Source organism: Paraburkholderia bannensis (assembly GCF_014200455.1).
Taxonomy (GTDB): domain Bacteria; phylum Pseudomonadota; class Gammaproteobacteria; order Burkholderiales; family Burkholderiaceae; genus Paraburkholderia; species Paraburkholderia bannensis_A.
Genome location: NZ_JACHBW010000033.1, coordinates 1 through 12,356, shown reverse-complemented (window position 1 = coordinate 12,356; position 12,356 = coordinate 1). Strand labels below are relative to the sequence as shown.

The 12,356-nt window shown below is 64.4% G+C and carries 11 protein-coding genes; 2 read left to right on the top strand and 9 right to left on the bottom strand.

The annotated features are described in order from the left end of the window. Positions 1–9: 9 nt before the first annotated feature. The 8 genes from F4827_RS32835 to F4827_RS32800 all read right to left on the bottom strand — a co-directional run bounded on the left by F4827_RS32835 (position 10) and on the right by F4827_RS32800 (position 8,834). Positions 10–1,227, bottom strand: a complete 1,218-nt coding sequence (locus F4827_RS32835; protein ID WP_183732752.1) for an acyl-CoA dehydrogenase family protein — start codon at positions 1,225–1,227, stop codon at positions 10–12. 69 nt (positions 1,228–1,296) lie between these two features. Continuing rightward, positions 1,297–2,385, bottom strand: a complete 1,089-nt coding sequence (locus F4827_RS32830; RefSeq protein ID WP_183732749.1) for a phosphotransferase — start codon at positions 2,383–2,385, stop codon at positions 1,297–1,299. 395 nt (positions 2,386–2,780) lie between these two features. Beyond that, a complete protein-coding gene (locus F4827_RS32825; protein ID WP_183732746.1) occupies positions 2,781–3,587 on the bottom strand; it encodes an IclR family transcriptional regulator in 807 nt (268 codons plus the stop codon). 169 nt (positions 3,588–3,756) lie between these two features. Continuing rightward, positions 3,757–4,020, bottom strand: a complete 264-nt coding sequence (locus F4827_RS32820) for a hypothetical protein (protein WP_183732745.1) — start codon at positions 4,018–4,020, stop codon at positions 3,757–3,759. Between the two features lie 333 nt (positions 4,021–4,353). After that, the gene (locus tag F4827_RS32815; RefSeq protein WP_260175531.1) at positions 4,354–5,757 is read right to left on the bottom strand and encodes an MFS transporter; all 1,404 of its coding nucleotides are present in this window, start codon (positions 5,755–5,757) and stop codon (positions 4,354–4,356) included. A gap of 94 nt (positions 5,758–5,851) precedes the next feature. Beyond that, entirely contained in the window at positions 5,852–6,679 is an 828-nt protein-coding gene (locus F4827_RS32810; RefSeq protein ID WP_183732742.1) for a shikimate dehydrogenase, read from the bottom strand. A 105-nt stretch (positions 6,680–6,784) separates the two neighbouring features. After that, positions 6,785–7,987 carry a YncE family protein gene (locus F4827_RS32805; protein WP_183732739.1) on the bottom strand — a complete coding sequence of 401 codons (1,203 nt, stop codon included), beginning with the start codon at positions 7,985–7,987 and terminating at the stop codon, positions 6,785–6,787. Positions 7,988–8,057: 70 nt separating this feature from the next. Then, the gene (locus tag F4827_RS32800) at positions 8,058–8,834 is read right to left on the bottom strand and encodes an SDR family oxidoreductase (protein ID WP_183732737.1); all 777 of its coding nucleotides are present in this window, start codon (positions 8,832–8,834) and stop codon (positions 8,058–8,060) included. A gap of 193 nt (positions 8,835–9,027) precedes the next feature. On the opposite strand from F4827_RS32800, the gene F4827_RS32795 reads away from it, so the two are divergent. Both F4827_RS32795 and yfcF read left to right on the top strand, forming a co-directional pair. Continuing rightward, positions 9,028–9,939 carry a LysR family transcriptional regulator gene (locus F4827_RS32795; RefSeq protein WP_183732735.1) on the top strand — a complete coding sequence of 304 codons (912 nt, stop codon included), beginning with the start codon at positions 9,028–9,030 and terminating at the stop codon, positions 9,937–9,939. A 45-nt stretch (positions 9,940–9,984) separates the two neighbouring features. Next, positions 9,985–10,641: a glutathione transferase gene (yfcF, locus tag F4827_RS32790; protein ID WP_183732733.1), complete on the top strand. Its 657-nt coding sequence runs from the start codon at positions 9,985–9,987 to the stop codon at positions 10,639–10,641. 578 nt (positions 10,642–11,219) lie between these two features. On the opposite strand, the gene F4827_RS32785 is transcribed toward yfcF, so the two are convergent. Beyond that, positions 11,220–12,356: type VI secretion IcmF C-terminal domain-containing protein (locus F4827_RS32785; RefSeq protein WP_311675122.1), on the bottom strand; the 1,137-nt coding region annotated here is incomplete at its 5' end.

Here is a 12,356-nt window from a genome sequence, read left to right as displayed (position 1 = left end):
CTCCACGGCTTAAAGGTAAGCCGCGAGTTCCATCTTGGCGATGGCGTTGCGATGCACCTCGTCCGGTCCATCGGCGAGACGGATCGTGCGGGCGCTCGCGTAGGCGCGCGCAAGACCAAAATCGTCGCTCACTCCCCCGCCGCCATGCGCCTGGATCGCCCAGTCGATCACCTGGCAGGCCATTGCGGGCGCGGCCACCTTGATCATGGCAATCTCCTTGCGCGCCGCCTTGTTGCCGACCTCATCCATTTTCCAGGCCGCGTGCAGCACCAGAAAGCGCGCCTGATCGATCAGGATGCGCGCATTGGCGATGCGCTCGCGCGTCACGCCCTGATCGGCAATCCTGCGGCCGAAGGCGGTGCGCTGCGTGGTGCGTTGGCACATGGCTTCGAGCGCACGCTCGGCGCGGCCAATCAGACGCATGCAATGATGAATGCGGCCCGGCCCGAGTCGCCCCTGCGCGATCTCGAAGCCACGGCCCTCGCCCAGCAACACATTCGTCACCGGCACGCGCACGTTCTCGAACAGCACTTCGGCGTGACCGTGCGGTGCATCGTCGTAGCCGAACACCGGCAGATGGCGCAGCACCGTCACCCCTGGCGTATCGAGCGGCACCAGCACCATCGACTGGCGTTGATGACGATTCGCACCCTCGGGGTCGGTCTTGCCCATGAAAACGAGGATCTTGCAGCGCGGATCGTTCGCGCCCGAGGTCCACCATTTGCGCGCGTTGATGACGTAGTGATCGCCGTCGCGCTCGATGCGTGCCTCGATATTGGTCGCATCCGACGATGCCACCGCCGGCTCCGTCATCGCGAAGGCCGAGCGGATCTTGCCGTCCAGCAGCGGCGCGAGCCATTCGCGTTTTTGCGCTTCGCTGCCGTAGCGCAGCAGCGTTTCCATATTGCCCGTATCGGGCGCGGAGCAGTTGAACGGCTCCGCGCCAATCGCGGAACGGCCCATGATTGCGCATAGCGGCGCATATTCCAGATTCGTCAGGCCGCCCTCGCCTTCGTGCGCGGGAAGAAACAGATTCCACAGATCGGCGGCGCGCGCCTTGTCCTTGAGCTGCTCCATGACCGGCGCGGGCTGCCATGGGTTGCCTGCACGGCGCGCAGCATCCATTTCAGCGGCGAACTGTTTTTCCGCCGGATAGACATGCTGCTCCATGAACGCCGTAAGACGCGCCTGCAGTGCTTTCACCTTGCCTGAGTGTTCGAAGTTCATATGTCTTGTCCGCGTGAGTGGTCGGCCCGAGGTTGGCCGGAATAGGTGGGTCTGGATAGACGCGCCGCGCTAGCGCAGGGCATCGACCTGGCGTGCCAGCGCCCAGGCCTGCTCCGCAAGCGGCCGCGTGCGCCGACCTGTTTCCAGTGCGAGCGCACTGGAGGCATTGCCCTGCAGCGCGCGCGCCATCACGCCTTGCAGGATGCCCACCAGCCGGAACATATTGAAGACGAGGTAGTAACCCCAGTCCGCTTCGGGCACGGCCGACCTGGATGCGCGCGCAACCTTCTCCAGATAGCGCTTGAGATAGGTCTTTTCGTCTGGAATGCCGAGCGCGGCGATATCGAGCCCCACCAGGCCGCGGCGCGCACCGGCCTGCATGTGCCAGATCATGCAGTGATAGGCGAAGTCGACCAGCGGATGGCCGAGCGTGGAAAGCTCCCAGTCGAGCACCGCCACAATGCGCGCTTCGTGCGGGTGAAAAACGACGTTATCGAGCCGATAATCGCCGTGCACGATGCGGCGCTCGTCGCCTCGCGGGATATGTTCCGGTAGCCAGTCGATCAGTGCGTCGGCCGCCTCGATACGCTCGGTCTCAGAGGCGCGATACTGGCGCGTCCAGCGGGCGACCTGCCGCTCGATATAGTTGCCGGTGCGGCCGTAATCGCCCAGACCAATCGCATCGGGATCGACCGAATGCAGCGCGGCAATCACGCGATTCATTTCGCCATAGATCGCCGCGCGCGCTTCGCTCGTCATGTCGGGCAGCGCCGCGTCCCAGAAAATGCGGCCCTCCACGTATTCCATGAGATAAAACGGCGAGCCGATCACGCCGGCGTCCTCGCACAGCGCAAAGGTCTTCGCAACCGGCACGTCGGTCTGCGCGAGCGCGCGGATTACGCGGTATTCGCGCTCCACCGCGTGGGCGGAAGGCAGCAACTCGCCAGGCGGCTTGCGCCGCAGCACGTAGCGCCCGCCAGCCGATTCGAGCAGAAAAGTGGGATTCGACTGACCACCCTTGAATTGCTCGACATTGACGCGGCCATTGAAGCCATCGACATGCTCGCGCATCCATTCGGCGAGACGCCCGATATCGAAAGCATGCGCAGGCGCGACGGGACGCGTGCCACTGAAGCTCGACTGGAGATCGATACTCATGAAATCCACAGGCCTCCATAGGCGAGGCGCGGCCTATGAAATCGAGCCACGCTAGCTCACGAGATTGTTCTGCAAAGCGATCATGAATTCTGCATTGCAGAAATGCAAACGCGGAGGCTCTGGCGCTGTAAAGCGCCGATTGGACTCGTTGGCTCGGGAAAAACCCCACTGGCGAGGGGCAAAATTGAAAGGCTGGGATTTTCCGGCGCGACGGGCGGTGGGACTCGCCGTGATTCACCCGGCATGGATCACCGTGCTGCATTTTGCGCTGCAGACCTCATTGCGGGTTGTCCAGACTGCGGTAATTACGCCCAATCAATTTCGCATACCGAATTATTTGACCCAAAAGAAAAGGCGCGAACAAACCGGCTGTCGCCATGCTCGCGCCCTCGCCCTCATCGTCCCGCGATGGCCGCTTCCAGTTGCGCGATCATGTGCAGCAACCGTGGCTTCACTTCATCGAGCAGAAATTCTGGTGTAAGCGAAAAGGAAGGTCCGCCCACATTGATCGCCATCACCGGCAGGCCACCACCGGGTTCGAACGCGCGCGCAATGCCATTCACGTCTTTCTGCCATTCGCCGAACGAACAGGTCACGCCCAGTCCGGCATGATCGCTCACGCCCTGCTCGATGCCGCGGCGCACGCCAGGCCACGCCACGTCGTCGAGTTCGTGAATCTGCTCCATCACCTCCTCGCGTTCGCGTGCGGGAACCGCGGCAAGCCATGCCCGCCCGATCGCCGACGTGCCTACCGGAATGCGCGATCCCACATCGAGCGTGAGCGCAAGCGCCGCCGTGCTACGGCAGCTTTCGATGTACAGCATCGACAGCCGGTCGCGCACGCCCAGCGACACCGTGCCGCCCGAAAACTCCGAAAGCTCCTGCATCATGGGCCGCGCGAGCTTGCGCACATCCAGGCGTGCGAGCATCGAACTGCCAAGCGCCAGGCAAGCCGTCCCCAGCCGATAACGCCCGGTATCTTCCAGATGAATCAGGTAGCCCAGTTTCGTGAGCGTCATCGTCAGGCGCGAGACCGTCGACCTGGGCAGCTTGCAGCGCTGGGCGATTTCCTGATTGGTGAGTGTCGTGTCGCCGCCGCGAAAGCACGCGAGGACTTCGAGCCCGCGCGCGAGCGCGGTGACGAAATGGCGATCTTCCTTGTGAGCGCTTGCTCGGGCCGGCTTCTGCGCGGAATCAGACATTGCGATAGTGGGAATAGTGAACGCGGTTCACCGCAGGGCGAGGGTCGCGCGGAATTATATTCTGTATCGCAAAATCGTCCGGTGGCGTCAATGGGTGGGGGACCCTAACTTCGCCGCTATCCGGTTGACGCCGCTTCGTTCGGCAGAATTCAGAACCGTTGCCGCAAACCTATTCGCGCCAGCGCTTGGCGCCAGCTCGCCGCCCGTTCGCCGATGACGCGCCGTTCGACACATCGGCCAGCGAGGCCGTCGCCACAACTGCATTGCGGCAGCCGTCCAGCGTGGCCCCACTGGGCTGCTGATAAGCGATCGGCCCGTAGCGCCAGGTGCGCCTGCTTAGCGCGTAGAACGCCGAGAGATTGAACTCGTGATATTGCGCCCTACACGCATCGCTCACGGCGCTGCGATGCGTATAGATGTAGCCGCCCGCCAATGCGCGGCGTCGCCATTGGCGTGCAGCCAGGCGGCTGCAAAATGCAGCAGTCCTACACGATACGCCAGCACCACGATCCACGCATTGCGCGCCTCGCCGCCGAAACCGTAAACCGCCTCGAATTGCAGGCCATAGCGATGCAGGCTTGCATACTTGATCGAAATGTTTCGTCAAGCAGAGAATAATTGCGAAATTTGCAATAAATCTCCACGTGAAGAATTTTATGGGGACAGATTTGAGTGGGCCGGGGACGCGCAAATGCGCGACGGAAATGAAAAACGGCGGCCTGACTGGCCGCCGTCGGAGTGCGGGAATGCGTTGCCTGCGTGAAATTCAGGCGTCGTTGAGGTCGTCGAGACTGCGCCCGCGCGTTTCGGGGATATGGAACGTCGTCAAGACGCCGATCAAACTCAGGACTGCGACATAAGTGGCGAGCGGAATCCACGCGAGCACGGTGCCCGCGGCACCCTGCCCGGCGCCCCAGTGCGTCGTTGCATAAGCGATGATCGACGCGCCCACCAGCGGCGCGACGCCGCCCGCCACCACCGCCGACAGCTCGCGCCCCACCGCCACGCCCGCATAGCGATGCTGCGCGCCGAACAATTCGGGCAGCAGCGCGCCTTGCGTCGCGAACATGCCCCACACGCCCGCCAGCGTCACGCACAGCATGACGATGCTCGCAGTGGCGTTGCCCAGACTCAGCACCCACCAGGTGGGAAACGCCAGAACAAGCTGATAGACCGCAAAAATACGGTACGTTTTCACGCGGCCGATACAATCGCCAAGCAGTCCTGCAAGCGGAATGACGATAGCGCCAGAGGCGCCCGCAAACAGCAGCGCGAGCGGCCCGATCTGCCCTTTCAGACCCGTAGCGGTAGCGATATAGCTGATCGCCAGCGACTGATAGATCGAAGATCCGCCGTTTTCCGCCATGCGCAGGCCGATCACCTTGAGGACGGTCGGCCGGGAGTGGCGCATCAGATGGCGCAGCGGGCTTTCCTTGATCTGCTGGCGCGCTTCGAGCCGCGCGAACGACGGCGATTCGCGCAGACGCAGGCGAATCCAAACCGCTACGGCGATGATGACCGCGCTCAGCAAGAAGGGCACGCGCCAGAGCGGCGTTTGCGAAATATCCTCCACCCGCACGAGCGCGAAGTAGATTGCCGCTGCCATCACTGTGCCCAGCAGCACACCCATGAACGGCAGCGCCGCGAAATAGCCGCGCCGTTGCGGCGGCGCGAATTCGGCCATCAGCACCGCCGCGCCCGCCTGCTCGGCACCCGCGCCAAGTCCTTGCAGGAGGCGGCACCCCACCAGCAGGATCGGCGCCCAGATGCCCACGCTCGCATAAGTGGGCAATACGCCGATCAGCGTGCTCGCCACGCCCATCAGCAGGATCGTCGCCATCAGCACGAACTTGCGCCCGTAGCGGTCGCCCAGCGCACCGAACAGGATGCCGCCCACCGGCCGGATCGCGAAGCCGATGAAATACGCACCGAAGCTGGCGATCAGACCAAGCGCCGGGTCGCTCGACGGAAAGAACAACGGCCCGAAAATCAGCGCGGAAGCCAGGTTGTAAAGCGCGAAATCGTAGTACTCCAGTGCGCTGCCGATCGACGCCGCCCACGCCGCGCGGTAGAGATCCGCCGAGGTGACTTTGGTCTGCGCGGCGTCGGCCTGGATGCTTTGCTTTGCGCGCGCTCCTGCACCGTTCATGGCAATCGATTGCTGCTTCATGTCGTCTCCTTCCATTTCAACTCCTGTGCATTGCAGGCGCCAGATCGCCGCTTCCAGCGCCCGTCTGATGCGGGCTGCCGGATGCATGAACCGGCTACGGGGCGTCGCGCGTGACGCGCTCGATCTCGTCGAGCAGCGCGATACGCATCGCCTCGAACGGCGCGGGCCGATCCGTGTAAAGCTCGATCTGCCCGCAGAATTGATGCAGCAACATGCGTGTGCCGTCGACGGTTGCACAGCCCGCTGCCCCGGCGTCGCGAATCAGGCGGGTGCGCACCGGCAGAAACGCCGCGTCCATCACGAACAGATGCGAAGCCAGTTGATGCGGCGTCAGCGGGCTCGCATCGGGTGCGCGAAAGCCTGCCGCCGTGGCGTTGACCACACCGTCGAAGGCGTGCGGGTCGAAGTCCTGCAACGCGCCGCCAAAGCGCAGGCCGAAGTCGTCGGCGAGCTTTTGCCCGCGCTCGGCGGTGCGATTGAAAACCGTCACGCTCGCACCGGCGCGTTGCGCGCCCCAGGCAATCGCACGCGCCGCGCCGCCCGCGCCCAGCAGGGCGATGCGTTTGCCGGGCAAGCTGGTGACCTCTTCGAGCGCGCGCACCGCGCCGACGCAATCGGTGTTGTAACCGGTCAGCTTTCCTGAGCGATTGTCGATGGTGTTGACTGCGCCGATCTCGCGCGCCGTTTCGTCCAGCGCATCCAGATGCGGAATCACCGCCTGCTTATGCGGCATCGTCACGTTCATGCCGCGAATCCCGAGCGTGCGGATCGCCTGCACCGCCAGCGGCGCGTCCTCCACGCCAAAGCTCACGAAGGTGTAGTCGAGGCCCAGTTCGCGATAGGCTGCGTTGTGCACCTTGACGTTGAAGGTAAAAGGCTGGCCCGCGAGCGAGCCGCAGAGTGCAGGTATCGAATGAGGCATGATCGACAGTATGAAAATCGGAATGACTAGAAGTTAGTAATCTTGATCGTTATGGCGTTTTACGTTCACGCCGTGCGGACCCGCCGGCATGAGCGTCGTGCCGCTTTACCGCGGCGTCGTGCGCAGCGAGGACGGGCCGCCCTGGATTTCGATACGCTTGCCGGTATCGCGCAGATGTCCACCGTTGACCGCGTAGAGCGCCAGTTGATGCTCGACGTTGAACTGGACGATCAGATACTTGCTGTCCGCCGTGAAAGCGATGCCCTGCGCTGCCTCGCCGCCTGGCGCTTCGGCGACCTGATGCGCCACGCCATTGCGGATCTCGAACAGCACGACCTTGCCGCGCGCGTGGCGGCCCGGGTTATCGGGCGTGAGGTTCGAGCCGTCCATCGCTTGCACGCCGATCCAGCGTCCATCCGGCGAGATCGCCACGCCTTCAGGCAGCGACGGCACCGTGAGATGCTGGACCGCGCGAAGCGGTTCGTGCGAAACGTCGATGAGCGTGATGGCATCGGCGTCGCCCGCCAGCCTGCCCGGGTAATGGGGCAGGCCCGCAAGGCCGACGTCGCTTACCACGGCCCATTTGCCGTCGCTCGATACGTCGATGGTGTACGGCGCGACGCCCGACGAAAGACGCAGGCCCGTATCGCTCACATGGCCGTCGTTGACGTCGAGCACGGCCACGCCCTGCTCGTCGCGCAGCGACACCAGCGCATGGCGGCCATCGTGCGTGAAGCTCACGCCCGCCAGACGCTTTTCGCCCAGCTTGAGCCAGTCGGCGATCTTCACGCTGTTGCTGTCGATCTGCACCACGGCCACGCGGCCATCCACGCCGGTTACGAGGGCAAGACGCCCGCTGCGATCGATCGCGATGCCCTGCGGATGCGCGCCCAGGTCGACGCGCGTGACAGCGGGCGGCGTGGCGTGCAGATCGACTACCTGCAGGAACGGGTCCATGATCAGCTTCTTCGCGTCTTCGTCGTAACGCGTGGGCGCAGCCACCAGCGCGAGCGCACCGTCGGGCGTCACGGCCACGGCCTGCGGCGGGCCTTGGATGCCATTTTCGACTTCAACCGTCGCCTTGACCTGCGGCGGGAATTGACTCGCGTCGAGCAGCGTGAGCGTGTCCGGCGGCGGGTTCGTCAGGTAGGTGTCGCGCCCTTCCATACGCTGATATTTGCCATCGTTGCCCGAGACGATCCAGTCAGCGGCGTGGGCCGTATGAACCGCCCCGGCCAGCGTCCATGCGAGCGTAAGACCCGCGAGCACGCGCAACGGCAAGGAAGCAATAGCGGAATTCGACTTCATCGTTTGATCCTTGATTGCATGGGCGCGGACACCGCGCACACGTTGTGCACACGTTGCGCACGCATCGTTCTCACACCACGCTCGTCATGCCGCCGTCGACGAAGAGCGTCTGCCCGTTCACGAAGTTCGACGCTTCGGAGGCGAGAAACACGGCCGCGCCGCATAACTCTTCGACGCGGCCCCAGCGGCCCGCAGGCGTGCGCTTGCATAGCCATTCGCTGAACTCCGGGTCGTCCACCAGCGCGCGATTGAGGTCGGTGGCGAAGTAGCCCGGCGCGAGCGCATTGATCTGGATGCCGTGACGCGCCCAGTCGGCGCACATGCCCTGCGTGAGCATGCGCAGCGCGCCCTTCGAGGCGGCGTAAGGCGCGATGGTCGGCCGCGCCAGCGCGCTCTGCACCGAACTGATGTTGACGATCTTGCCGCGTCCGCGCGCAAGCATGTGGCGCGCGACGGCCTTCGAAACGTGGAACACGCCGTCCAGATTCACGCGCATCAGTTCGTCCCAGTCGCTTGCGGCGAACTGGTCGAGTGGCGCGCGTTTCTGGATGCCGGCGTTGTTGAAGAGGATGTCGATGGGGCCAAGATGCGCCTCGATTTCATCAACGGCGCGTGTGACGGCTTGCGCATCGGCAACGTCGAACACGGCGATATCGGCTTCCAAGCCTTCGTCGCGCAAACGCGCGGCTGCTTCGGCGGCCTGCGCTTCATTGCGTGCGTTGATAACCAGTGCGGCGCCGGCGCGCGCCAGGCCGCCCGCAAGGGCAAGCCCGATACCTCGTCCGGAGCCCGTCACCAGGGCGCGACGGCCATGCAGGCCAAACAGGCGGAGTGTCTCGTTCGTCATTGTCGTGTGCGTCGCGGGACTGCCGGTGGCGGGCAGGCCGTGGGCCGGCTCCGCCGCCGTCAGCCTCGGGTGGCGCGTGGCTTCGGTGTCTTCCGTGGGAGTTGACCGTATTCTGCGCGCTTCGGCCAATAGTCTTTCGTGACCTTGTTATCATGAAGCGTGATAACAAGGTCGGATATCGACGACAATCGCCATGGAACTCAAGCACTTGCGCGCCTTCGTCGCGCTCGCGGAAGAACTGCATTTCGGCCGCGCCGCCGAGCGTCTGTGCATCGTGCAGCCCGCGCTGAGCATGCAGATCAAGGCTCTCGAAGAAGACCTGGGCGTGCGTCTGTTCGAGCGCGACCGCCATCGCGTGGCCCTGAGCGAAACCGGCGCGGTCTTTCTGCCCGAGGCGCGCGCCACGCTCCATCAGGCGGCGCGCGCGGAACAGGCGGCGCGGCTTTCTGCGCGCGGCGAGATCGGCACGCTGCGCGTGGCCTTTGTTTCGTCGGTGCTGCCGCGTCTGCTGCCAGCGCTGATGCGGCGCATGCACGCGCGGTATCCCATGATTACGCTGGAACTCAAGGATATGCCCACGCCGGTGCAGATTGCGGCGTTGCACGACGGCAAGCTCGATTTCGGTCTGATCCGTCTGCCAGTGAGCGGTGCGGGCGTGGAAATTCGCGTGGTGATGGAGGAGAGCTTCGTGGTGGCCGTGCCCGAAGATCACGCACTGGCGCGCAAGGCGCAGATTCGCCCCGCCGATCTGCGCGGGCGCGCCGCCTTCGTGCTTGCGCGCCGCTATGCACCGGGGCTCTATGACGAGATGCTGGTGGCGTTCCGCCAGCAACGCGTGTCGCTGGAAATCGCCGCGGAACTGGGCGAGTACACCACCATGCTCGCGCTGATTTCCGCGGGCCTGGGCATTGGCGTGATTCCGCAACATGCGGCCTTGGCGCTCCCACCCAAAGTGATTGCACGCCCGCTGGACCTTCGCGACCATCGCACCGGTATCGGCCTTGCGTGGCGCGATCTGGACAGTCCGGCCAAGCGGATTTTCGCTGAAATGCTGGAGCGTTGCGCGCAGGAAATTCAGGCAGATGCAGTGCACGACGTCGCGTAATATGAACGACCGTGGCCGATCGCGCCGCGTTCAACGGAGACCGTTTTGTCCCAGCCGAAATTCGAACTCTACGCCGACGCGCAATACGCCAGCCCCTATGCGATGTCCGTGTTCGTCGCGCTGCACGAGAAGTCGCTGCCCTTCACCCTGCACACCGTCGATCTCGACAAACAGGCCAACCGTGCAGCGGATTTTGCCGCGACCTCGCTCACGCAACGCGTGCCCACGTTGATCCACGATGGCTTCGCGTTGTCCGAATCGTCGGCGATCACCGAGTATCTCGACGAAGTTTTTCCGCAGTCCGCGCTCTACCCCGAAGACCGCCGCGACCGCGCACGCGCCCGCCAGGTGCAGGCGTGGCTGCGCAGCGACCTGATGCCGATCCGTGCGGAACGCTCGACCGAAGTGGTGTTCTACGGCCCCACTGCCGAGCCGCTTTCTCCTGCGGCTCAAGACGCCGCGCGCAAGCTTTTTGCCGCGGCGCAGGCGCTGCTGGCGCACGGCCAGCCCAACCTGTTCGGCGACTGGTGTATCGCCGATGTCGATCTCGCGCTGATGCTCAACCGCCTCGTGCTCAACGGCGACGCCGTGCCCCTGCCGCTGGCCGATTACGCCCGCTATCAGTGGCAGCGGCCCACGGTGCAGCGCTGGCTGGCGCTGGAACGGCCTCGGCGCGACATCGGCATCGACGTCGCGCTATAACGCGACCTCACGCCTCGGCGAACAACCCTGCCATGCCAGGCTGCCTCCACGCGTGGCTACCCGGCAAGGCAACCCGATCTGCTTTTACTCCGCCGCTTCCACCGCCAACGGAACTAGCTCCTGAAGCTGTGATCCTGAGGCTCGTTCCGTCAATGCAAACGCCTCATACCCGCCTTCTGGCCTTACGGGTCCAGCAACGCTCCAGGATCACGCATTCCGGGCATCAGTTTCCCGATTTGATATTGGTCGGCGCAGCCTGCCACTTGTGCCCTTCTGCGCATACGCAGGCAAGGCGGGACGGCCGGCGGCACATGCAAACGTGCCTTCGCACAAAGAGTGCACGTGGAGCCTACCCTGACATTGAAGGGCACGGCTTTCCACCGGTGCCCTTCATACCCACTGCAGATGCGTGGTGTTGTTCGCGTACTACGTCGACATGCAGCGCCCGTCGCGCGATGCAGCGACCGCGTGCTTCTCTTCAATGGTGTGCTGTTTGCGAATATTCTTTCCGGATAGGGTCGGTCATGATCAGGACTTCTCAGGGTTTATCGTTTTCACGCGCATGGTTCGGCGCGTCTTCACTTTGGCACCATGCCAGTGGGAAGCGAGACCGCCGCCTGCTTCGCAGCAGCGATAGCCGTCCTGGGCAGTGGCGGCGGTCCCGCAGACGCGGACTGCCTTGCAGCGACGGGACTGCCGCGATCGACGAAGATGCGCGAGGGCAGCACGAACCCCCGAAGCGCGAGCAGTTCCATCGGCCCCTGCCCCACGTCTGTATGAATCAGGTAACGCAACGGATGAGTTAAATCTGAGGGGGCCGGTGCGAGTGGCTCGCGCGCCACTTGCGCGGCGAGATCGCTGAGCCCATCAGCCTTGCTCACACCCGACTTCGGATCGGCGTTTTCCGGCTTCGCCTGCCACGTCAGCTGGTATGTCGCGCTGTCCACTGGCTCGACCCTGGCGCGTTCGAGCAGACGCACGAGCGCCCAGCGTCCCGGGAATTCGAAGCCCTTGTTCGTGCCCGCCGTATCCGTCTGCCATTCGAGTCGCGTGCCGGCTTTCTGCGGCTCACCGGATGGCCACGTCATCGTGCTCCAGGATTCCACCTGGTTGTAGTAGTGCAGCGTCTGCCCATCGAGCGTCAGGAGCGTATCGGTGACGCCCGGCGTCGGCACCGGCTTGAGACCGAACACGAACTGCGGCTCGCCCTGCGCGAGCATATACCCCGCAATCTGCTGAAGCGTATTGATCGCCTTCAGGAAGGCTGGATCGAATGCGCGCGCCGTGCTGGCTGTTCCCCCGGAAGCGGGCACCCACTGGTCGCCCTGCAACCGCAACGCGCCAGCAAGCTGCGTGGAGAGGAACGTGTCGATCAAGCCGCCCTGCGGACGCAGGAAGCGCGCGAGTTCGGGCAACGACGCATCGCTGGCTGTGCTGGCGAATGGATAGCGCCCTGCAAACGAACGGTTCCACGCAGCGACGATCGTCTGGCGCCACGCATCGTTCAGACTCGCTTCGGCGGGCGCGAGCACCGTGCGGGTCGCGTGCGTAACCGGCTCGACGAAGAGCGCATTGCCCATGCCGGCCCACTGCTCGCCGAGGCTCGCCGCGATGAGCTGGGCGTAGCCGAGCGTATCGGACAGGTCCGAGCCCTTGCCCTGGTAGAGCGCCTGCGCGACCTGCCGTGCCTGGTCGTCGGAATCGGGGCTGTCGCT

Coding starts and splice junctions, on each gene's coding strand:
- F4827_RS32805 (WP_183732739.1), bottom strand. CDS start 7,987: ATGAAGTCGAATTCCGCTATTGCTTCCTTGCCGTTGCGCGTGCTCGCG.
- F4827_RS32800 (WP_183732737.1), bottom strand. CDS start 8,834: ATGACGAACGAGACACTCCGCCTGTTTGGCCTGCATGGCCGTCGCGCC.
- F4827_RS32810 (WP_183732742.1), bottom strand. CDS start 6,679: ATGCCTCATTCGATACCTGCACTCTGCGGCTCGCTCGCGGGCCAGCCT.
- F4827_RS32795 (WP_183732735.1), top strand. CDS start 9,028: ATGGAACTCAAGCACTTGCGCGCCTTCGTCGCGCTCGCGGAAGAACTG.
- F4827_RS32815 (WP_260175531.1), bottom strand. CDS start 5,757: ATGAAGCAGCAATCGATTGCCATGAACGGTGCAGGAGCGCGCGCAAAG.
- F4827_RS32835 (WP_183732752.1), bottom strand. CDS start 1,227: ATGAACTTCGAACACTCAGGCAAGGTGAAAGCACTGCAGGCGCGTCTT.
- F4827_RS32825 (WP_183732746.1), bottom strand. CDS start 3,587: ATGTCTGATTCCGCGCAGAAGCCGGCCCGAGCAAGCGCTCACAAGGAA.
- F4827_RS32830 (WP_183732749.1), bottom strand. CDS start 2,385: ATGAGTATCGATCTCCAGTCGAGCTTCAGTGGCACGCGTCCCGTCGCG.